20 protein-coding genes are annotated in these 21229 nt (G+C 74.3%); 7 read left to right on the top strand and 13 right to left on the bottom strand.

Annotation, left to right across the window (positions count from 1 at the left end; genetic code table 11):
* Positions 1–31: 31 nt before the first annotated feature.
* Entirely contained in the window at positions 32–862 is an 831-nt protein-coding gene (gene nadE / locus C3489_RS27605) for an ammonia-dependent NAD(+) synthetase (protein WP_103784793.1), read from the top strand.
* A 27-nt stretch (positions 863–889) separates the two neighbouring features.
* Here nadE and C3489_RS27610 read toward each other — a convergent pair whose 3' ends face one another.
* The 4 genes from C3489_RS27610 to C3489_RS27625 form a co-directional block, all read right to left on the bottom strand.
* Positions 890–3112 (bottom strand): RICIN domain-containing protein, encoded by a 2223-nt coding sequence (locus tag C3489_RS27610; protein WP_103784794.1) that lies wholly within the window; start codon positions 3110–3112, stop codon positions 890–892.
* Positions 3049–4014 (bottom strand): class II fructose-bisphosphate aldolase, encoded by a 966-nt coding sequence (locus C3489_RS27615; RefSeq protein ID WP_103784795.1) that lies wholly within the window; start codon positions 4012–4014, stop codon positions 3049–3051. The genes C3489_RS27610 and C3489_RS27615 overlap by 64 nt, the downstream gene beginning before the upstream one ends.
* Positions 4015–4078: 64 nt before the next feature.
* Positions 4079–5887 carry a glycoside hydrolase family 35 protein gene (locus C3489_RS27620; RefSeq protein ID WP_181139874.1) on the bottom strand — a complete coding sequence of 603 codons (1809 nt, stop codon included), beginning with the start codon at positions 5885–5887 and terminating at the stop codon, positions 4079–4081.
* The gene (locus C3489_RS27625; RefSeq protein WP_103784796.1) at positions 5884–6477 is read right to left on the bottom strand and encodes an ABC transporter substrate-binding protein; all 594 of its coding nucleotides are present in this window, start codon (positions 6475–6477) and stop codon (positions 5884–5886) included. The genes C3489_RS27620 and C3489_RS27625 overlap by 4 nt, the downstream gene beginning before the upstream one ends.
* Positions 6478–6726: 249 nt before the next feature.
* Here C3489_RS27625 and C3489_RS27630 point away from each other — a divergent pair, with 249 nt between their 5' ends.
* Positions 6727–7746 (top strand): LacI family DNA-binding transcriptional regulator, encoded by a 1020-nt coding sequence (locus tag C3489_RS27630; protein ID WP_103784797.1) that lies wholly within the window; start codon positions 6727–6729, stop codon positions 7744–7746.
* Between the two features lie 89 nt (positions 7747–7835).
* Here the strand turns inward: C3489_RS27630 and C3489_RS27635 are convergent, their stop codons facing one another.
* Entirely contained in the window at positions 7836–9419 is a 1584-nt protein-coding gene (locus C3489_RS27635) for an adenosine deaminase (RefSeq protein WP_103784798.1), read from the bottom strand.
* A 168-nt stretch (positions 9420–9587) separates the two neighbouring features.
* The gene (locus C3489_RS27640) at positions 9588–10946 is read right to left on the bottom strand and encodes a hypothetical protein (RefSeq protein ID WP_103784799.1); all 1359 of its coding nucleotides are present in this window, start codon (positions 10944–10946) and stop codon (positions 9588–9590) included.
* Between the two features lie 113 nt (positions 10947–11059).
* Between C3489_RS27640 and C3489_RS27645 the strand changes: the two genes are divergently transcribed.
* Positions 11060–12304 carry a molybdopterin-dependent oxidoreductase gene (locus tag C3489_RS27645; RefSeq protein WP_103784811.1) on the top strand — a complete coding sequence of 415 codons (1245 nt, stop codon included), beginning with the start codon at positions 11060–11062 and terminating at the stop codon, positions 12302–12304.
* A 313-nt stretch (positions 12305–12617) separates the two neighbouring features.
* Here the strand turns inward: C3489_RS27645 and C3489_RS27655 are convergent, their stop codons facing one another.
* Genes C3489_RS27655 through C3489_RS27665 form a run of 3 tightly spaced genes read right to left on the bottom strand, consistent with a single transcriptional unit; the run spans position 12618 to position 15033 of the window.
* Complete coding sequence (locus tag C3489_RS27655; RefSeq protein WP_258054973.1) at positions 12618–13655, bottom strand: bifunctional 2-polyprenyl-6-hydroxyphenol methylase/3-demethylubiquinol 3-O-methyltransferase UbiG; 1038 nt, start codon at positions 13653–13655, stop codon at positions 12618–12620.
* A 56-nt stretch (positions 13656–13711) separates the two neighbouring features.
* Entirely contained in the window at positions 13712–14329 is a 618-nt protein-coding gene (locus C3489_RS27660) for a DUF2064 domain-containing protein (RefSeq protein WP_103784801.1), read from the bottom strand.
* A complete protein-coding gene (locus C3489_RS27665) occupies positions 14326–15033 on the bottom strand; it encodes a glycosyltransferase family 2 protein (RefSeq protein ID WP_103784802.1) in 708 nt (235 codons plus the stop codon). The genes C3489_RS27660 and C3489_RS27665 overlap by 4 nt, the downstream gene beginning before the upstream one ends.
* 114 nt (positions 15034–15147) lie before the next feature.
* Here C3489_RS27665 and C3489_RS27670 point away from each other — a divergent pair, with 114 nt between their 5' ends.
* Positions 15148–15900 carry a response regulator transcription factor gene (locus C3489_RS27670; protein ID WP_103784803.1) on the top strand — a complete coding sequence of 251 codons (753 nt, stop codon included), beginning with the start codon at positions 15148–15150 and terminating at the stop codon, positions 15898–15900.
* Position 15901: 1 nt separating this feature from the next.
* Complete coding sequence (locus C3489_RS27675; protein ID WP_103784804.1) at positions 15902–17014, top strand: sensor histidine kinase KdpD; 1113 nt, start codon at positions 15902–15904, stop codon at positions 17012–17014.
* A gap of 186 nt (positions 17015–17200) precedes the next feature.
* On the opposite strand, the gene C3489_RS27680 is transcribed toward C3489_RS27675, so the two are convergent.
* Both C3489_RS27680 and C3489_RS27685 read right to left on the bottom strand, forming a co-directional pair.
* Positions 17201–18190: an NAD(P)-dependent oxidoreductase gene (locus tag C3489_RS27680; protein ID WP_103784805.1), complete on the bottom strand. Its 990-nt coding sequence runs from the start codon at positions 18188–18190 to the stop codon at positions 17201–17203.
* A 74-nt stretch (positions 18191–18264) separates the two neighbouring features.
* Complete coding sequence (locus C3489_RS27685; protein ID WP_103784806.1) at positions 18265–18642, bottom strand: hypothetical protein; 378 nt, start codon at positions 18640–18642, stop codon at positions 18265–18267.
* A 132-nt stretch (positions 18643–18774) separates the two neighbouring features.
* Here C3489_RS27685 and C3489_RS27690 point away from each other — a divergent pair, with 132 nt between their 5' ends.
* Together C3489_RS27690 and C3489_RS27695 are read left to right on the top strand one after the other, a co-directional pair.
* Entirely contained in the window at positions 18775–19146 is a 372-nt protein-coding gene (locus tag C3489_RS27690; protein WP_103784807.1) for a helix-turn-helix transcriptional regulator, read from the top strand.
* Complete coding sequence (locus C3489_RS27695; protein ID WP_103784808.1) at positions 19143–19628, top strand: SRPBCC domain-containing protein; 486 nt, start codon at positions 19143–19145, stop codon at positions 19626–19628. Before C3489_RS27690 ends, C3489_RS27695 begins: the two co-directional genes overlap by 4 nt.
* A gap of 17 nt (positions 19629–19645) precedes the next feature.
* Here the strand turns inward: C3489_RS27695 and C3489_RS27700 are convergent, their stop codons facing one another.
* Positions 19646–20506, bottom strand: a complete 861-nt coding sequence (locus C3489_RS27700) for a ribonuclease BN (RefSeq protein ID WP_374936785.1) — start codon at positions 20504–20506, stop codon at positions 19646–19648.
* A 215-nt stretch (positions 20507–20721) separates the two neighbouring features.
* Positions 20722–21229, bottom strand: a 508-nt coding sequence (locus tag C3489_RS27705) for a RimK family alpha-L-glutamate ligase (protein WP_181139876.1), incomplete at its 5' end; no start/stop codon positions are given.

A 21229-nucleotide genomic window follows, 5' to 3' on the forward strand; every position in this document is an offset into this window, starting at 1 on the left:
AGAACCACAGCACCACGACCAAGGAGCAACCGTGACCGACCCGGCGTCCATAGCCGTGCAGCAGCAGATCGCCCGTGACCTGGAGGTCAGCGCCGACTTCGACGCGCGGCGCGAGATCGAACGCCGGGTGGCGTTCCTCGCCGACCAGCTCACCTCCACCGGTCTGCGCGCCCTGGTGCTGGGCATCAGCGGCGGTGTGGACTCCTCCACCGCCGGCCGGCTGTGCCAGCTCGCGGTGGAGCGGGTCCGCGCGGCCGGGCACGAGGCGACCTTCTACGCGATGCGGCTGCCCTACGGTGTGCAGGCCGACGAGCAGGACGCGCAGCGGGCGCTGGAGTTCATCCGGCCCGACCGCGTCCTGACCGTCGACGTGCGCCCGGCGAGCGACGCCGCGCTGGAGGCGGTGCTGTCCGCCGGCACCGCCTTCCGCGACGCCCACCACCAGGACTTCGTGCACGGCAACATCAAGGCCCGGCAGCGCATGATCGCCCAGTACGCGGTCGCCGGCGCGCACGACGGCCTGGTCGTCGGCACCGACCACGCCGCCGAGGCGGTCTCCGGCTTCTTCACCAAGTACGGCGACGGCGCCGCCGACGTGGTGCCGCTGACCGGCCTGACCAAGCGGCGGGTACGGGCGCTGGCCGAGGCCCTCGGCGCACCCGCCGCACTGGTGTGGAAGACCCCGACCGCGGACCTGGAGACCCTGGACCCGGGCAAGCCCGACGAGGACGCGCTCGGCGTCACCTACGACGACATCGACGACTTCCTGGAGGGCAAGCCGGTCGGCGAGGAGGCCTTCACGGCCATCGTCCGCCGCTACCGGCTCACCGACCACAAGCGCCGGCTGCCGATCGCCCCCTGAGCCCGAGCCGGGCGGAGCGTGCCGCCGTCAGGCGATCGTCCACTGCTGGAGCGGCGAGCCGCTGTCGGACTGCTGCGTCACCGGTGCGCCGTCACCGGTCGACGCGGTGGTCAGCAGCAGCCCGCTCCGCACCGACGTCACGCTGTAAGCGCCGGACGCCAGGCGCCTGACCGTCCAGCGCTGGTTGGCGCCGCCGGTGCACGGCCACTGGATCACCTGGGCGCCCGCCGCCGTCGAGCCGCCCTCCACGTCGGCGCACAGCCCGGACTCGGCGTTGGCCAGCTGGTAGGAGCCGTCGGCCTGCCGCGAGAACCTCCAGCTCTGGTTGGCACCGCCGTTCACGGCGTAGGTGATGAGCTGGGTGCCGGCGGTGGTGCTGTGACCGGGGTCGTCGAGCGCCTTGCCGCCCGTGACGAGCGTGTGTGTGCCGTCGAGCGTGTCCGGTGCCGTGCCCACGGCGGACAGCGTCAGGGTCTGCTCGGCCGCGGTCCGCGCACCGCCGGCACCGCTGCCTGCGGGGGCGGTCCAGGCGCGCACCGGGGTGGTCTCGGCGAGCCGCCCGGAGGCGGCGGACAGCCCGATCACCAGGCCGCTGTAGCGGTTGACGATGCGGTACGTCCCGGTCGCGGCGCCGCCGGCCGTGCGGCCCGGGACGACGAACCACTGCTGCCCGACGCTCGGCCCGCCGGAGCCGGCCGCGGTGACGGTCGGCTCGGTGCCCCAGGCCCGCTGGGCGGGGCTGGAGGAGTCGACGCCGAGCAGCCGGCCCGTGGCCGCGTTGGCGATCCGGTACGAGCCGTCGCCGTTCGGCGTGAAGATCCACGACTCCCGGCGCGAGCCCGTCGGGGCCGCCAGGGACGTGGTGCCGGAACCCCCGGACACCTGGGCGAGGATCCGGCCGTCACCGCTCGCCATCCGGTAGACCTTGCTCGGGTCGACCGGCGCGGCGGGGGCGGACGTGCCGATGGTGACGTCGACGTACTCGCCCGAGGAGCCACCGCTGCAGCCGAAGGAGCAGTAGGAGCGGAACGACTTGCCGACGATCTGGCTGCTGGTGCGGTTGGCGGGGTCGAGGAACCAGCGGTACCAGGAGGCGTTGGTGTGGCTGCCGGTGTCGCCGATCAGCCGCCATTTTTGCGAGGCGAGGTCGTCCGTGGCGTAGAACTGCTGTGGCGCCTTGCCGCTCTGGTCGACGGCCTGCGGCTCGCCGATGTACAGGCCCAGGTGGGCGTCGTAGGTGATGTCCATGACGAACAGCGGGGAAGTGGGCGGCATCCGGCCTGCCGCCACCTGCTGGCTCACCGTGCCGCTGTTCGCCGGGTCGTACTCACCGGAGACGGGGGTGTAGCCGGTGGGGTGCGCGGCGTCCACCGGGACCATGTTGCTCTCCCGGCCGCCGGTGCCGGGCTCGGACCAGGTGCCGTCGTACCACTTGCGCCAGCTGCCGGGCGCCATCTTCCCCGCGATCGGCGCGCGGGCCACATGCGCGTGGAACGCCTTCCAGCCGCCGCCCTTCTCCACGATCCGGGAGCCGTAGAAGACGTAGAAGTAGCCGGAGGCGGCGTCCACGTACAGGCGCGGGTCGCCGTCGCCGTAGTGGTAGGTCTGCTGCGGGAACGCCGTGGTGTCGCCGCGTTTGGTGCTGTACGGCGAGGTGATGACGTGGTCCTTGATGGTCCAGGTACGGCCCTGGTCGGTGGAGACCGCGTAGTCGATCGCGTCGTAGTGGACGCCGTCGCCGAAGGGCTGCGGGGTGAACTCGTTGTGGACCAGGCCGTACCAGTCGCCGGTGTCCGGGTCGACCCACACGCCGGTCAGGTCGCAGTAGTTCTTCTGCGCGTAGCCCGAACCCGAGGGCGCGTACGTGGCCTCCTTGCCGGTGGGGCTGTTGTTGCAGCGCCAGGTGGTGTCGTTGTTCTTGTCGTGGGCGTCGGCCGGGTTCACCGCGTCGCTCAGGGCGCTGGAGCGGGTGGCGGTGTCGAGGTCGGTGCCCGTGTAGAAGGTCCACTGCCGGCTGTCGTTCGCGCCGTAGAGGGCGTGCGCCTGCTGGTAGTGGAACGTGCCGTCCTTGTCGATGTACGGCGCCGCCGGGGTGTCGTCCGGGTGCGTCCAGGAACCCTTCGCGCCGACGCTCACCGTGTACGTGGCGTCGGACGCCTCGGCGGCACCGGTCGTCAGTGCGCAGGTCAGGCCGAGTGCCGTGGCGAGCGCGACGGCCGTGCCGACCGCTCTTCGTCGAGGAGTTGACACAGGTGCTCCTTACTCGATGGGGGAGTGGGGCGTGCGGCGTGAGCGTTCAGGGTGGTGATGAGCCGGGCGACGGCGGCGGCCATCGCCCGCTGACCGGCGGCGAGATAGGTGCGCGGATCGGCGTGGGCGTCCCGGGCGAGCTGTGCGGACAGGGTTCGGGTCAGGGCCGCGTCCAGTACGGAGCCGAGGACGACCTTCGTGGCCCCGGCGGCGGCCGCCCGGACGAGCCACGCCTCCGGCAGCCCATGGGGCGCGTGCAGCACCAGGGGCAGGCGGAGGGCCGACCGGAGCCGGGCGAGCAGTGCGGGGTCGTCCGGCACGGCGAGGGAGTCGACGCCGGTGAGGGCCACGTAGTCCCGGACGGCCGCCACGTCCGCGTTGGCCGCGGCCCGGTCGTCCGCCGCGTCCGCGCGTCCTGGCCGGGACTCGCCTTCCGCGTACGAGCGTCCCGGCCCGGACTCGTCCTCAGCGTCCCCACGGCCCGGCCGGGCCCACTCGCCCTCCGCCCACAGGCCCTGTTCGTGTGCCCAGCGGACCACCTCGGCGGTGGTGGCCACCTCCCGTGCCCGGGGCAGCCGCCCCGCGTCGTACAGCACCGAGCTGCACCTGGCGTGCGCGGCCTGCGCCAGCAGCGCGGTGCTGCGCACCCGGTCCAGGTGCAGCGCCACCGGCACGCCGGCCGGTTCGGCGAGTTCGGCGACCGCCCGGGCCAGCGGCAGCAGCCGGCCCGCGTGGTGGCGTACGGCGTCCGGGCCGAGCTGCACGATCACCGGGGAGCGGGCGGTCTCGGCCCCCTGGACGACGGCCTGGGCCTGGTCCAGCGTGAGCACGGGAAACGCGGCGACGACGCGGCGCTGGGCGGCGGCTTCGGTGAGCAGCGCACCGGCGGCGGCCAGGGTCATGGGGACCTCCGGGAGACGGGGGGTTGCGCCGGAACAGTGGCCGGCACGGTGACCGGGACGGTGGTCAGTCGAAGGTCTCGACGTACTCCTCGGCCGGGCCCAGGCTCGGCCGGTCCACGAGGGCGAGGTGGTCCCCGAGGCGTTCGAGCTCCAGGACCGTGACCGTGTTCTCGCCGGCGCGCAGCAGCGGGCCGGGGACGTAGAGCGTGGTCTGCGGGCCGATGTGCCAGTGGCGCCCCAGCAGGGTGCCGTTGACCCAGACGAACCCCTTGCCGAAGCCGGGCAGGGAGAGGAAGGTGTCGGCGGGTTCGGCGACGGTGAGCCGTGCCGTGGCGAAGCCCGCCCGGCCGTCGGCCGGTGCCGCCGCCGTGGCGTCCGCCAGGTCCCGCGCCGTCCACTCGTCCAGCGGCAGCGGGCGCATGGTCCAGCCGTGCACCAGCCGCCGCTCCACCCGCACCCCGCCGAGGATGCCCTTGCCCTGGCCGAGCAGCGGCCCGTAGTTGATCCGCCCCTGGTTCTCCACCAGCAGCGTCAGCCGCACCCGGGCCCCGCTCCCGCGCACGGTGAACGACGCGGTCTCCCGGTCCAGTACGGCGACGGGCGCCCCGTCGACGAACACTTGGGCCCGGTCGTGCAGCCCCGTCACCGTCACCTCGTGGCTGCCCTCGGGCAGCAGCGGCTCGGCCTCGTACAGCACCAGACCGGACGACAGCCCGAGCTCCTCGAAGCTCAGCGGGGCCGGGGCGCGCACCGGTTCGCCCGCCGCGCGCAGCGCGTCCAGCAGGGCGGCGCCATGCGTGACCGGGAGGGTGCGCGGCGCGAGCACCGGCGGGTCGGCGGGCACGGGGGGCAGCTCGGTCTCCCGTACGGCGGCCAGCCTCTCCCGCAGGGCGAAGAACTTCGGCGTGAGCGCGCCGTTCTCGGCGATCGGCGCGTCCGAGTCGTAGCTGGTGACGGTGGGCTGCAGCCGCTCGCCGTCGTGGTTGGCACCGGCCCACAGGCCGAAGTTGGTGCCGCCGTGTGCCATGTACAGGCTGAGCGAGCCGCCCGCGTCGAGGATGCCGCCGACGTCCTCGGCGGCACTGACGGGGGACCGCACGTGGTGCTTCTCGCCCCAGTGGTCGAACCAGCCGTTCCAGAACTCCGCGCACAGGAACGGCTCGCCGCGCCGGCGCGACCGCAGCAGCGCCGCCGCCTGTTCGGGCCGCGAGCCGAACGTCGCCGCCGCGAGCTCGCCCGGCACACTGCCCCCGTCCTGCATCAGCGCGGTCGGGCCGTCGGCCGTGTACAGCAGCTCCTCGACGCCCCGCTCGACCAGGGCGTCGCGGACCCAGCGGACGTAGCCGTGGTCGTCGCCGTAACTGCCGTACTCGTTCTCGATCTGCACCGCCACGACCGGGCCGCCGCGCCCGGCCTGCAGCTCAGCGATCCGCGGGACGACCTGGTCGAACCAGCGCGCGACCGCCTCAAGATACGGCGGGTGGGAGGTGCGCGGCCGCATGCCGGGCAGGCCGGTCAGCCAGGCCGGGAGCCCGCCGTTGTCCCATTCGGCGCAGATGTAGGGCCCCGGCCGCACGATGGCGTCCAGTCCGCGCTCCTGCGCCAGTCGCAGAAAGCGGGCCACATCGCGCCGGCCGTCGAAGCGGACCTCGCCCGGGACGCGCTCGTGGAAGTTCCACGGCACATAGGTGTCCACGGTGTTCAGCCCGAGCGCGGCGAGCCGGTCGAGCCGGTCGGCCCACTGCTTCGGGTGCACCCGGAAGTAGTGCAGCGAACCGGCGAGGACGCGGTGCGGGCGGCCGGCGCGCAGCAGGACGCCGTCGGTGTACGTCAGCAGGGGTGCCGTGGCGACGGCGGCGGGGGAGGCGGTCACTTGAGGGCTCCGGCGGTCATGCCCGCGCGCCAGAAACGCTGGAGCGCGAGGAAGGCGATCAGTAGCGGGACGACGGACACCAGCGATCCGACGACCACCTTCAGGTGGAGCTCGTCGAAGGCCTTCTTGTTGTAGAAGAGCGCCATGGGGCCCGTGTCGACAGGTGCGCCGTAGACCTGGTCGCCGACGCTCACCGCGTTCCAGGCCGCCGGCGGGAACTCCGCCTCTTCCTGGACGGACCGGTACGCGTGCACGTCCTTGAGGGCGCCCTGGGCGGCGAAGCTCGGCAGCGTCTCGTAGCCGACCTGGGCCAGGCAGGGCGCGTTGCCGGCCTTCACCACGTTGAGCATCTTCTGGTAGCCGCCCTTGGCGCCGGGCTGCACCGCCTGGTAGATGACCCGGATGTCCGGGTGGCTCTTGTTGAAGGCGGCCACGGCATCGGCGTAACCGGGCGCCCAGCCCCAGAATGTTATCGATATCTTCCCGTCGGCGGAGGTGGTGTCCGAGCCGGACTCGGAGCAGCCCGTGGCGGCGAGGGCGAGCACCAGGCCGCCCCCGGCTCCGGCAAGGCGGACGGCGGACCGCTTCATGGTCGTCTCCTGTAGGCATGGGTAGGCGGAGCGAAGAGCGCCCGCGAGGCCGTGCGTCGTGGCACGCGCCGCCGGTCCCCCGGCGGGCGGCGCGTCGACGGCCGCAACTATGGCAGAGAATGTTATCGATGCCAACAGCCTGACTGAGGGAAAGCCGGCAGCCCTGACAACGGGCCTGAAGACCAGGCCGGACGGCGGCGTGTGGGCGATATCATCGACGCGTTGTCACCGGGGAAGGGACGCAGGACGATGCGGAGTGTCGGCGGGGACCGGCCGCCCGCGATGGCGGACGTGGCCCGGCTCGCGGGGGTCTCGGCGCAGACCGTCTCGCGGGTGCTGTCGGGGCACCCGAACGTGCAGGAGAAGACCCGCGGGCGGGTCCTGGCCGCCGTCGAGCAGCTCGGCTACCGCCGCAACAGCGCCGCCCGGGCGCTGTCCTCCGGCCGCAGCCGCACGATCGGCGTGGTCACCCTGCAGACCACCTTCTACTCGCGCGCCGCCGTCACCTCCGGCATCGAGAACGCGGCCCGCGAGGCCGGCTACACCGTCAGCACCGCGACGACGGCCTCCCTGGACACCTCCGCCATCGAGGCCGCCCTCGCCCGGCTCGCCGAGCAGGACGTCGAGGGGGTGATCCTCTCCGTGCCGCTGACCCACACCAGCCCGCGGATCGAGCAGCTCACCCGGTCCGTCCCCACCATCACCATCGACGGCTCACGCACCGCCGCCACCGAGGTCGTCGCCGTCGACCAGTCCCTGGCCGCCCGCCAGGCCACCCGCCATCTGCTGGACCTCGGCCATGACACGGTCTGGCACATCGCGGGCCCCGAGGAGTGGCTGGAGGCAGCCGCCCGCCGCGACGGCTGGCGCACCACCCTGGAGGAGGCCGGCCGGACGGTCCCCCCGCCCCTGGAGGGCGACTGGTCGCCCGCCTCGGGCTACCGCAACGGCCTGATCCTCGGCCGCATCCCCGACGCCACCGCGGTGTTCGTGGCCAGCGACGAGATGGCCTTCGGTGTGATCCGCGCCCTGCACGAGCTGGGCCGGCGGGTGCCGCAGGACATCTCGGTGGTCGGCGTCGACGACATCGAACTCGCCGAGTACTGCTCGCCGTCGCTGACCACGGTCGCCCAGCCCTTCACGCAGATGGGCGCCCTCGCGGTCGCCCACCTCCTGCGCCACATCGAGAACCCGGCCGCGGTGCCGGAACCGGCCCTGGTGGAGCCCCGGTTGGTGATCCGCGCGAGCACGGCCCCGGCCAAGCCCTGATCCACGACGGCGACGCACCCGCGCGGCAAAGGGGCCGCCGCGGGCGCCCCTGGGCACCCGGACGACGGCCCCCTGCCGCGGACGCGGTGTCAGCGCACGAGCCCCACGGTCCGCTCGAACGCCCGGAACGCGGCCTCCTGACGCCACTGAACGGCCGCCTTGGGACTGCCGGCGAGCAGCCGGCGGCAGGCCTCCCGCACCGTGCCCTGCCCGGGCTCCTCGCCCCGGCACGCCCCGACGGCCACGTACCCCTGCCGCGTCGGATTGCCCCGCCACAGGCTCTCGCCCGGCAGGAACGCGTACTCCAGCGAGGCCCGGGCGAGGTCCTTCAGCTCCGTGTACGACAGCCGGTACGTCTCGGCCGCGTACTGGTACTCGTGGGCGATGTCGATCCGGCTCACCCCGGGATCGTCCGTGGCCAGGACCACCGGCACCCCGTACGCGCGGTACGTGGCGAACGGATGGTCGGCGCCCCGCACGCCCAGAATCTGCGCGTTGCTGCTGAACGGCACCTCGACGGCGACCTCGCGCCCGGCCATCGTGCGGGCGGTGCGCTGCCAGTCGTCCTCATGCACCAGGTCGACGCCGTGCCCGACCCGCTCGGCGCCGGCGACGTCCACCGCCTCGGCGACGTGGAACCTCAGATCGGCCGGCTTGACCAGCCCCGGCCACAACTCGCCCGCGTGCAGCGTCACATGGGCGTGCGGGTACACGCCCCGCAGATAGCGCACCATCCGCATCTGCAGGCTGTAGTCGCGCAGCGAGCTGTCCCAGTCCTCCGGCTGCACCAGGTTCACCGCGACGAACCGGGGATCGCGCTCGGCCAGCCGCATCCCGAGGGCCAGCTGCGTGAACACCCGCTCCGGCGAACTGCCGCGCGAGGCCTGGGAGATCCACCGCACCTCCAGCCCGCACCCCGGCCGCGCCCGCCGGGTGCCGCAGTGCGACGCGGCACGGAACTCGGCGTCGCCGTCGTCGGCCTCCTTGCGGGCCTCGGCCACCAGCGCGTCCAGCTTCCCGCCGACCGTCAGCTTCCCGTGCAGCCGGGCCAGGTCGTCGTCCCAGCCCACCTCGCCCGCGAGCTTCTTCGCGCTCTCGGACGCCGGCGAGACCATCGTCTCCAGATAGAACTGGTTGCCCCGTACGACGTCGTCGGCGACCTCGGACAGCAGCTTGCCCCGGTGCCGCCAGGTCACCTCGCCGAACTTGCCGAAGGTGTCGAAGAAGTGGTCGTGGCCGTTGCCGCCCGGCGGGAAGTCCTGCATGGACCACTCCCGCACCAGCGCGTCATGGAACGCCCAGTCGCCGCGCGCGTCGGCGGCCGGCCGGGTGCCGGGGCCGCACGGCGGGGCCACGGCGGTCATCGTCGCCGTGTCGACGCACAGCCCGTCCTCGGCGGCCAGCTCGATCAGGTACTCGGTGCTCACCGCACCGGAGAGGTGGTTGTGCAGGTCGCCGCCCTTGGGCATGGCCTCGAAGAAGCGGCGCAGCAGCCGGGGGTCGTCGCGTACGACGTCCAGGTACGCGTCGGTGCTCCGCTCGGAGGGGGTGGTGGGCCGTGGCGCGGACGCGGCGGCCTGGGCGGTCGGGACGGGCAGCAGACTCAGCACGCCGAGCGCGGCGGTGAGCAGCAGGCCGCCACGGCGGGGGAGTTGGGAGTGGTGATACGTCACGGGCCCATGATCATCACGCGGCGCCGGCAATGCCCCGGCAGCACACCGGGCACGGCGGACGATCACCCGTGCGGGTGACGCCGGCCCAGGTCGCCGCCGACCACCGGCAGCCCGGTGTGCGGATGCCCCGGGGCGCGCAACAGCTCGGCGCGGCCGGGCCGCCCGCTGTCACCAGCCGGTCAGCAGAAGGTGGTTGAGCAGCAGGGCGAGCGCCGCCTGTGCGGCGAGCCAGGCCCGGGGACGGGTCAGCAGCGCGCCCGTAGGCAGCAGCCATACCGCGAACGGCAGCCAGATCCGCTCCGTCTCCGCCTTGCTCATGCCGGACAGGTCCGCGGCGAGGAGCGCGAGCAGGGCGGCACACGCGAGCACCGCCAGCCGCAGCTGCGGCGAGGGGCCGGCGCCCACCCGCGCGGGACGCAGGGCACCGCGCTCGCGGACCAGCACCGCGCCCGCCCGCCGCAGCCCCGCCACGGTCGCCGCCCCGACCACCAGGACGGTGCACGCCAGGTTCGCCCACACCCAGTAGCCGTACGGGCGCACGCCCCCGGCACCCTGGTAGTAGCGCTCGACCAGCAGCCGGTACGCCTCCCACCAGTCGAACCCGGCGAGCGTGAACAGCACCGGCACCACCGCGCACCCGGCGATCAGGAAGGGAAGCCCGCGCAGCAGCCGGCCGGCAGGCGGCCGCGCGAGCAGCACCACGGCGGCCCCGACCAGCGCCATCAGTGTGAGCCCGTACGACAGGTAGCAGGTCAGGCCGAACAGCAGCCCCGCGCCGAGCGCCGCCGAACGGGACCGGCGGATCACCGCCACCGCGAGCAGCGCGACCGACCAGGCGGCGACGGCCGCGAAGTACGCGTCGGCGGACGTGCCCAGCCACACCGCCGCCGGGGCGAGCACCACGAACGGCGCCGCACGCCGTGCCGTCTCCTCCCCGGCCAGCAGGCGCACCGCCACCAGCACCGCCATGCCCGCCGTGGCGCCGACCGTGATGCACCAGGCCCCGGCCCAGCCGCCGCCGTGCAGACCGGCCCGGTCCAGCAGCACGAAGGTGAGCGTCGCGGCGGGCGGATGCCCGGCCACATGGGCGGGCCAGTTGCCGGGGGAGTGCAGCAGGATGTGGTGGGTGAAGTCCCGCAGGGTGGCCGGGATGTCGTGGAAGCGGCCGACGGCCTGGAGGTACTCGAAGCGGGTGGTGAGCCGGCCGGCGACGCCGCGCTGCCAGCCGTCGACCAGGGCAAGCGACCAGATCCAGGCCAGCGCCGCACCCCACACGGTGGCGAGCAGCGCCCGCCAGGGCAGCCGGGCCGCGGCCACCGGGCCGTACCCCACCACCAGGACCGCCACCGCCAGGGCGGCCGGGGTGCCGGGGCCGGTGTGCGGCCGCCAGAACCCCACGAGCGGCGGCCAGTCGACGAACAGCGTGTGCGGGAAGTCCCGGATGTGGCGGCCGACGAACACCGCCGCCGCCACGAGCAGGGCGGCGGCGACGACGGCGTACAGATCGCGCAGGAGGGCTCGGTTCACACCGGCACGCTAGGGCGAACGGCGGTCCCGCCGGTGCCCCGACGGCACGACGTCAGCGTTTCGTCATGGGTCGCAGCCCCACCGTCGCACCGATCGCGGCCTACGGTCGGCACATGCGCGACCAACGGCTTCCCACCTCGCCCGGCTTCTGGCGCAGCCCCCTGCGCGGACCGTGGTTCACCTCGGTGCTCGGACTGGTGCTGCTCGTCGGCATCACCGTGCTGTTCGTGACCGGACTGGTGTCCTACGCCGCCTACAACCCGGACCTGTCCCCGGTGAACGACAAGACGCCCGGCAAGGGCGTCCTCGGCTTCTATCTCTTCTCCTGGCCGACGAACCCGGTCTGGCTGTACCGGCTCACCCAGGGCGTCCACGTCACGCTCGGCATCACCCTGATCCCGGTGCTGCTGGCCAAGCTGTGGTCGGTGGTGCCCAAGCTGTTCGCGCTGCCGCCGGCCCGGTCCCTCGCGCACGCCCTGGAGCGGATCTCGCTGCTGCTGCTGGTCGGGGGAGCGCTGTTCGAGTTCACCACCGGCGTGCTCAACGTCCAGCTCGACTACGTCTTCCCCGGGTCCTTCTACCCGCTGCACTTCTACGGGGCCTGGGTCTTCTTCGCCGCCTTCGTCGTGCACGCGGCGCTGCGGGTACCGGCCGCGGTGCGCAACGTACGGCGGCGGGCGTCGGCCGTGCCGGAGGACGCGCTGGGCGCCGACCTCGTCTCCCCGCGTCCCGATCCGCCGAGCGTGTCCCGCCGCGGGGCGCTGTGGCTGGTCGGCGGCGGTTCGCTGCTGCTGTTCGCCACCAGCGCGGGCCGCAGTTTCGACGGGCCGCTGCGGCGCACGGCGCTGCTCGCCCCGCACGGCTGGGCGGACCCCGGCGACGGGCCGAACGGCTTCCAGATCAACAAGACCGCCGAGTACGCCGGCATCCGTGCCGTCGAGACCGGAGAGGAGGCATGGCGGCTGGCCGTCACCGGCCCCGCCGGAACCGTCCGCCTCTCCCGCGGCGAGCTGCTGCGCCTGCCGCAGTACAGCGCGGCGCTGCCGATCGCGTGCGTGGAGGGCTGGTCGACCTCCGAGCAGTGGTGGCGCGGGGTACGGCTGCGCGACCTCGCCGCGCTCGTCGGACACGACGACCCGGCCGACGTGCTCGTGGAGTCGCTCCAGCGGCACGGCGCCTTCCGCCGGGCCGCGCTGAGCGCCGGCCAGGTCGCCGACGGCCGCAGCCTGCTCGCCCTGTCCGTCAACGGCGAGCCGCTCAGCCTCGATCACGGCTACCCGGCGCGGGTCATCGTCCCCGCCGCCCCCGGTGTGCTGAACACCAAGTGGGTGGCCCGTCTGACCTTCGGAGCCCTGTGATGCGCCCCCGGATCCCCCTCGGCAGCCCGCTCCAACTGCTGCTCCTGGCCTGCTCGTTCGCCCTCGCCGGATACGCCGGGGTACGGCTGCTGGAGGGCGACTGGTTCGGCGTCGCGCTGTGGTTCGTCGGGGCGGCGCTGCTGCACGACCTGGTGCTGCTGCCGCTGTACGCCGCCCTGGACCGCGCCCTGCTGCGGGCGTGCGGCGCGGCAGGCGGCCGGCGGTGGGCGCTGTACGTCCGCGTGCCGGCCGCGCTGTCCGGCCTGCTGCTCCTCGTGTGGTTCCCGCTGATCAGCGGCCGGGTCGCCGGATCCTACCGGGGGGCCGCCGGGCTGCCGGCGGACGGCTTCCTGACCCGCTGGCTGCTGATCAGCGCCGCCCTCTTCGGCGGTTCCGCCGTGCTGCTGGTGTGGCGGCTGCGCAGGGCGACGAAGCACCGGCCGCCCGCCGTCCACTGACCGGCGACGCGCCAGCCCGCGCGCCGCGCGTGACGCACCAGGGCGGGCGTGCCGAGGCGTGCCCACGGAAACGGGGTCCCGGCCGCGCCGCCCGTGCCGGTGAGGCGGACCGTGACCCGTTCGTCGACGTCCACCGGCGCGGTCTCGGCGAGCACGAGGCCGCCCGGGGCGAGGACGTGAGCCAGCCGGACGAGGAGGGCGTGCGGATCACCGCCGATACCGATGTTGCCGTCGAGCAGGAGGGCGGTCCCCCAACGCCCCTCGCGGGGCAGCGGCGCGAACACGGAACGACAGAGCACGGCGGCCGGCGCGGGCTGGGCCGCCTGGGCTGTGCCGGGCTGGGCGGCTTGGGCCGTGCTGAGCTGTGCCGCCCGGGCCGGGCCGGGTTGCGCCGCTTGGGCGGTGCCGAGCTGGGCCGCCAGGACCCGGCCGCGTGGTGGCGCGCAGTTCTGCTCGGGTGGCGACGTCCGGTCCTCGTGCGGTGGCGACGTCCAGCAGCCGTCGCACGGGAACGCGCATACCCCGCCTGGCGCAAACCCGCAGCCCCCGCCCGACGGCGGCGCCACGCCCTCCTCGGTCGCCGTGGCCTCCCCACACCCGGCCCGGCGCAGTCGTCGTCGGGTAGAGGCGGCCGCTGCCTCGCTGACGTCCAGGCCCAGCACCGGCCGCCCCCGTGCCGCGAGCGCCGCGACCAGTCGGCCCGGTCCGCAGCCGACGTCGAGGACGGCGCCCTCGCAGTGGTCCAGGACGTCCAGGTCCACCGCGTCGGCGTCGGCGCACCACCGCTCCACCTCCAGCGGCAGCAGCCAGCCGTCGGCCCGCCGCAGGAACAGCGGTCCGCGTCCGGCGTGCAGGGCTCCGGCGTAGGGCTCGTCCCCGGCCCACGCGGACACGCCGCGCACGGCGTTCCGGAGGCGGGCGGCCGGTGGCGGAGCCTCGTGCGCGGCGCTCACCGGCCCGGGCCCGCGGTGAGGCGGGCCAGCCGCGCGGCGAAGCGGCCGTGCGGGGCCTGTGCGGCGACCGCCGTCGCGTCGCCGGCGGTGTCCACGTCGCGCAGCCGGGGCAGTTCGCGCACCCGCAGCCCCGCCGCGAGCAGCCGCTGCCGCTGCACGGCCCCGGTCGCCGGGGTCGACATGGGCACGCCCCGCACCAGCCGGGGATCGGGCGCGGCCAGGCCGAGGGCCCAGAAGCCGCCGTCCTCGGCCGGGCCGAACCATGCGTCGCAGCCGGTGAAGTCCACGTCGAGCAAGTCCGGTGTCACCTGCGGGGTGTCCATGCCGATGAGCAGCGCCGGGCCGTCGCAGCCGGCGAAGGCGTCGGCGAGCCGCTCGTCCAGCCCGCCACCGCACTGCGGTACGACGTCGAAGCCGGGCGGCAGCCACGGCCCCGGGCTGCCGTCCAGGACGAGGAGCCGCCGCGTCGCGGGCGTCGCCGCGACCGCCGTCAGGGTGTCGGCGAGCGCGGCCTCGGCGAGGGCGGCGGCCTGCCGCGGCGTGAACGGCGGTGTGAGCCGCGTCTTGACCCGGCCGGGCCGGGGTTCCTTGGCGATGACGATCAGCGTGGTCACCGTGGCCGCCCCGCGTCCGCGACCGGCTCGGCCAGCGTGCGGCTCATGTCCCGTACCGCCTGCCAGGTGCCGCGCCAGGTGCCGGTCACCTTCGAGGCCCCGGTGCGCGGCAGATAGGGCACGTCGTGCTCGGCGATGCGCCAGCCGGCGTCGGCGGCCCGCACGACCATCTGCAGGGGGTAGCCGCTGCGCCGGTCCGTCAGGCCGAGGCCGAGCAGCGGCTCACGGCGGGCGGCGCGCATCGGGCCGAGGTCGCGCAGCCGCAGCCCGGTGCGGCGGCGCACCAGCCGGGCCAGGGCGAGGTTGCCGGCGCGGGCGTGCACCGGCCAGGCGCCACGGCCGTGCGGCCGGCGCCGGCCGAGGACCAGATCGGCCGCGCCGGAGCGGATCTCGTCGACGAACGGCACCAGCAGCGACGGGTCGAGCGAGCCGTCGCAGTCGCAGAAGCAGACGATCTCGGCGCTCGCCGCGGTCAGCCCGGCATGGCAGGCGGCCCCGAAGCCGCGCCGGGGCTCGTGCACGACGGTGGCGCCGAGGTCGCGGGCCACCTCGGGAGAGCCGTCGCCGGAGCCGTTGTCCACGACGAGGGCCCGCCAGCCCGGCGGGATGCGGCCCAGTACCCAGGGAAGCGCCTCGGCCTCGTCGAGGCAGGGCAGGATCACGTCGACGCCGCAGCGGGCGGGAGAGGTCGTCACGGCACTCACCCTACGGACGCAAAACCGGCATTCCGGGCCTCGGCTCCTTACGAAACACGGACATCGAACCGGTCCGACGCCCCGCGCGCGCCACCGGCGCGGGCGCGGTGCGAGGCTGGACCCATGCAGCAGCCGCACCCCTTCGCGCAGCCCGTGGCCGACGGCCCGGCGGCGCCCTCCGCCCGGGTCCTGGTCGTCGACGACGACCCCACCGTCGCCGAGGTCGTCGCCGGCTACCTGGCCCGCGCCGGCTGCGCCGTGGACCGCGCGGCGGACGGCCCCACCGCGCTGGAACGGGCCGCCCGCAACCGCCCCGACCTGGTCGTCCTCGACCTGATGCTGCCCGGCATGGACGGCCTGGAGGTGTGCCGCAGGATCCGCGAACGCGCACCCGTCCCGGTGATCATGCTCACCGCGCGCGGCGACGAGGACGACCGCATCCTCGGCCTGGAAGTCGGCGCCGACGACTACGTCACCAAGCCGTTCAGCCCCCGGGAACTGGTGCTGCGGGTGCAGTCGGTGCTGCGCCGCACCCGGCCGGGACCGGCGGCCGGGCCGCTCGCCGCGGCCGGGCTCACCCTTGACCCGGCCGCCCGCCGCGCCACCCGCGACGGAGTGGAACTCGCCCTCACACTGCGCGAGTTCGACCTGCTCGCCTTCTTCCTGCAGCACCCCGGCCGCGCCTGCAGCCGCGAGGACCTCATGCGGGAGGTGTGGGGCTGGGACTTCGGCGACCTGTCCACCGTCACCGTCCATGTACGGCGGCTGCGCGCCAAGGTCGAGGACGATCCGGCCCGGCCGCGCCTGATCCAGACCGTATGGGGCGTCGGCTACCGCTTCGACCCCACCGGGGCGACCGGGGCCGGGGAGGGCTGACGTGTCCGACACCCTGCTGATCGCCCTGTACGCCTTCTGCGGCGCCGCCGCCACCGGCCTGGTGGGCGCGGGCGTCCTGCGGTTGATCCGCCGGCGCTCACTGACCGCCTCGCTGACCGTGGTCGCGGCGGTGGCGGTGGGCGCGATGCTGGCCGGCACCCTGGCGGTGGCGGAGGCGATGTTCCTGTCCGCGCACGACCTGAGCGTCGTCACCACCGTCGCCGCCATGGCCGCCGTCGTCTCCCTGGCCACCGCGCTGCTGCTGGGCCGCTGGGTGGTGGCCCGCAGCCGGGAACTCGCCCTGGCCGCGCGGTCCTTCGGCGACGGCGGCTCCTTCGCCGCGCCCGACGGCCCGACGACCGCCGAACTCGACCAGCTGAGCCGGGAGCTGGCGGCGACCAGCGCCCGGCTCGCCGAGTCCCGCGAGCGCGAGCGCGCCCTGGAGTCCTCCCGCCGGGAGCTCGTCGCCTGGATCTCGCACGATCTGCGCACCCCGCTGGCCGGCCTGCGGGCGATGGCGGAGGCGCTGGAGGACGGGGTGGCCGCCGACCCCGACCGCTATCTGCGGCAGATCCGCACCGAGGTGGAGCGCCTCAACGACATGGTGGGCGACCTGTTCGAGCTGTCCCGCATCCACGCCGGCACCCTCGCCCTGACCCGCTCCCGGATCTCCCTGTACGACCTGGTCGGCGACGCCCTCGCCGGGGCCGGCCCGCTGGCCCGCGAGCACGGCGTACGGCTGGTCGGCGACCGGGTGGAGCCGGTGCCGGTGGAGGTCGACGGCAAGGAGATGAGCCGGGTGCTGGGCAACCTGCTGATCAACGCGATCCGCCGCACCCCGGCCGACGGCACGGTCGCGGTGGCCGCCGAACGCGCCCCCGACGGCGTGGTGCTGTCCGTGACCGACGGCTGCGGCGGCATCCCCGAGGAGGACCTGCCGAGGGTGTTCGACACCGGCTGGCGCGGCTCCGACGCGCGCACCCCGCCGGCCGGCGCGGGCCTCGGCCTGGCGATCGTGCGCGGCATCGTCGAGGCCCACCAGGGCCGGGCCGCCGTACGCAACGTCGCGGGCGGCTGCCGCTTCGAGGTAGTCCTGCCGACAGCCGAGGCCTGACGCTCACACCCCGGCCGAGATTCCCGTCCGGGCCCCGGCTCATGCCCCGGCCGAGATTCCCGTCCGGGTCCCGGCTCGCATCCCGGCCGAGACTCGCCTCCTGGCCCCGGCTCACGTCCCGGCCACAGCTCACGCCCCGGCCAGGGCTCCACATCCCGCACGAGACTTCACGCCCCACACAAACCCTCACGCCCCGGCCGCGAACTCCCGCATCCCCTCCTCGAACTCCACCTTCGGCCGCCAGCCCAGCTCGGTCCGCAGCCGTGAGGAGTCCGCCGTGATGTGCCGGACGTCGCCCAGCCGGTACTCGCCGGTCACCACGGGCCGCGGCCCGCCGTGCGCCGCCGCGAGCGCACGGGCCAGCTCACCCACGGTGCGCGGCTCGCCGCTGCCGGTGTTGTACGCGGTCAGCGCGCCCGGGGCCGAACCGGCCTCCAGCACCGCCGCATTGGCCGTCGCCACGTCCCGTACGTGCACGAAGTCCCGCCGCTGGCACCCGTCCTCGAACACCCGGGGTGCCTCGCCCCGCGCCAGCGCGGACCGGAAGAACGACGCCACCCCGGCGTACGGGGTGTCGCGCGGCATCCGCGGGCCGTACACGTTGTGGTAGCGCAGCGACACCGCCGCACCGCCCGTGGAGCGTGCCCAGGCGGCCGCCAGGTGTTCCTGGGCGAGCTTCGTCGTCGCGTACACGTTGCGCGGATCGGTTGGGGCGTCCTCGGCGACCAGGCCGGGCTTCAGGTCCCCGCCGCACATCTGGCAGCGCGGTTCGAACCGCCCCGCCGCCAGGTCCGCCTCGGCCCGTGGCCCCGGCCGGACCGCCCCGTGCGCGGGACAGGTGTACCGCCCCTCGCCGTAGACCACCATCGACCCGGCCAGCACCAGGTGCCGCACCCGCGCCCGGGCCATCGCCGCGAGCAGGACGGCGGTGCCCAGGTCGTTGTGGGAGACGTAGTCCGGGGCGTCCGCGAACCCGGTGCCGAGACCGACCATCGCGGCCTGGTGGCACACGGCGTCGACGCCCGCCAGCGCCCGCTCCACCGCCCCGGCGTCGCGCACGTCGGCGGCCGGGTCGGCGCGCACGTCGAACACCACCGCCTCGTGTCCGCGCTCGGCCAGCGCCTCGATCACATGGGACCCGATGAACCCGGCACCGCCGGTGACCAGTACTCGCATGGCCGCAGGTTAGGTCCGCGGCGGGCGGCGCGGTGGTTCGCGGCCCGGCACGTCACGGCTTCGTAAGGGGAGGATCAGCCGTCGGAGTAGCGCACGTCCCCGATGGTCCAGGCGGTCACGTCCTCGATGGCCACGCGGTACATGCCGCCGGACTCGGGGATACCGGTGGTGCCCTGGATGATCCGCGCCAGATGGAAGTGCAGGTGCGTGGGCGGCTTGCCCCCGTCCGTGGCCTCCGCCTCCGGCGAGCCCCCGGTGAAGATCGTGGCGAACCTGCCGAGCCGCTCGGAGTCCCGCAGCACTTCGGCCACGCGCTGGCGCCACACCCCCTCGGGCGCGAGCCGCCCGGTGATCACGGCTCCGTCCACGACCACGGTCAGCGACATCTGGTTGCTGTGCCCGGACTCCACGTGCGAGGCGATGGCGACCAGCAGTTTGTCTGCATGCGACATGGCCCGACTCTATCCAGGACCGGGCGGCTCGGGCGGGCGGAGGTGGGCGACACGAAAAGTGAGGGCGTGCTCCGGCGCGGACCGGCGCCGAGCGCTGTACATGCGGCCGGTGGTGAGCTAACGTACAACCAAATGGTTGTAGATGAACTGAACGACGAGGCCGTGGACCGTCTGTTCCACGCACTGGCCGACGCCACCCGGCGCGACATACTCCGGCGGTGCCTCACCGACGGGGTGTCCGTGTCGCGGCTGGCCGACGCCTACCCGATGAGCTTCGCCGCCGTACAGAAGCACGTCGCGGTGCTGCAGCGGGCCGGCCTGGTCGGCAAGCAGCGCAACGGTCGGGAGCAGCTCGTGCGTACGGACCCCGACGCGGTCGGCCGGGCCCGCCAGGTGCTCGACGAACTCGAATCGGCCTGGCGCGGTCGTGTGGACCGCATGTCCCGGCTGCTCGCACAGGACACCGACCCCCCTCCCCACGATCCGGAAGGACGACACCCATGAGCGTCACCAGCGTGGACAAGGACCTGGACAACCTCACCCTCACCCTGATCGCCGACTTCACCGCACCCGTCGAGCGGGTCTGGCAGTTGTGGGCCGACCCGCGGCAGCTGGAGCGCTGGTGGGGGCCGCCGACCTACCCGGCGACCGTCGAGGAGCACGACCTGACCCCGGGTGGCAACGTCACGTACTTCATGACCGGGCCCGAGGGCGACAAGTACCGCGGCTGGTGGCGGGTCACCACCGTCACCCCGCCCGGCCTGCTGGAGTTCACCGACGGCTTCTCCGACCAGGACGGCAACCCGGCCGCCGACATGCCGACCATGGCGGTGCGGGTGCGGCTCACCGAGCAGGCGGACGGAACGCGCATGGAGATGCGCTCCACCTTCGACTCGCGTGAGCAGATGGAGCAGCTGATGAAGATGGGGATGGAGGAGGGCCTGCAGGAGGCCGTCGGCCAGATCGACGCGATCCTCGCCGGCTGACCGTCCGCCCGGACCCGTCAGCCCTTCAGCGGGCCGATGTCCGGGCCTCCGGGCGGGGAGTCCGGGCTGCCGGGGGGCCGCGGCCCGGACCCGGGGGGCCCCGCGCCGTGGCGGGCCCGCAGATGGTGCTCGTAGAGCCAATGGCCGAACATCGAGCCGCCGTAGACGACGAACCCCACCCCGATCAGCCAGGACTCCACCACCAGGACGATGCCGACCGTTCCGTAGCTGATCGCGTTGTCGAGGATGAGCGGGGTGAAGACGAGGTACGAGAACCCTCTGAGGCCGACCAGACCCACCAGCGTGGCGACCGAGCCCGGCAGCAGGTGCCGCCAGCGCACCTGACCGCCGAGCAGGAAGTACTGGCCCCACCAGAAGAACGCGATGCCCGTCGCCGACGACAGCGCGATCCGCTCCGGCCCGCTCAGGGCCGCGCGGGTCTGCACCTCCTGGTACAGGTACACGGTCAGCACCGTCAGCCAGGCCGCCTGCCGCCAGATCTTGTGCCAGGGCCCCGGCGGCAGATGCCAGATCCGCTCGTAGCCGTTCTGCACGCTGCCCGCGAAGGACACACCGAACACGGCCAGCGCGATGCCACCCCACACACTGGTCGTGTTGACGACGCTGCTGGGCGGGGTGGTGATGTCCGTGAGGATCTTCGCCGAGCGGCCCGACAGCCCCATGCCGTCGGCGAGCCAGGCGGAGAAGCCCCCGCGCTCCAGCGGATCCGCCGCGGCCACCACGATCAGCAGCGGAGCCAGCGTCACCAGGGCCAGGGTGGCGAATCCCATGGCCCGGTGCATCAGCTCCAGCTCCCTGCCGCGCCGCAGGAGGTGATGGCTGTTGACCCAGCTCACTCCCTGGTGGAGCACGCGCAGACTTCTCTTCACAGGGTGCTCTTCCGTCGGCTCGCGCGACGCACAGCGCTCACCAGCAGCCTACTTGCCCATGGCGTGGGAGCCAGCGGCCGACGGAGGCCGATCGGATGATCCACCGCGGGCGCCCGCGGTGGACGCCGGGGTGCTCACACCTCGGCGCCTGCGCTCCCGCCGGTGTGCTCACACCTCGGCGCCCGCGGTGGGGGGCGGTGTGCTCACACCTCGGACGGTGCCCCGCCCGAGGAGGCCGCCCCCGCCGTGGCCCGGCCGTCGCCCCCGCGCCCGAGGACCGCCTCCAGGTGCGCCCGCACATACGGCACCGCCACCGTCGGCAGCTCACCGTCGACGAAGGCCGGCTGGACGTTGACCTCGAAGACGACCCCGCCGTTCTCCACGGCCAGGTCCACACCGGCGAACGGCAGCCCGACCGAGGCCGATGCGGCGACGGCGAGCTCCGTCAGCCGCGGCGGCAGATCCGCCGGCGCGATCGGCACCGGCGTCGCGCCCTGGCAGGTGTTGCACGGGGTGTCCAGCGCCGGCTGCAGATGCTCACGGGCGTGCACGACACGGCCGTGCAGCACGAACACCCGGAACTGATGGCGCCGCCCGTCGGCCGTGAAGTTCCCCGCGTCCCGCGACAGCATCCAGTCCGTGCCCCGCTCGGCGTAGAACGCCGCCGCCCGCTCCAGCTGGTCCACGCCGGTGAGGTGGAAGGTGTCGTTG

The organism is Streptomyces sp. Ru71 (assembly GCF_002920535.1).
Taxonomy (GTDB): Bacteria; Actinomycetota; Actinomycetes; order Streptomycetales; family Streptomycetaceae; genus Streptomyces.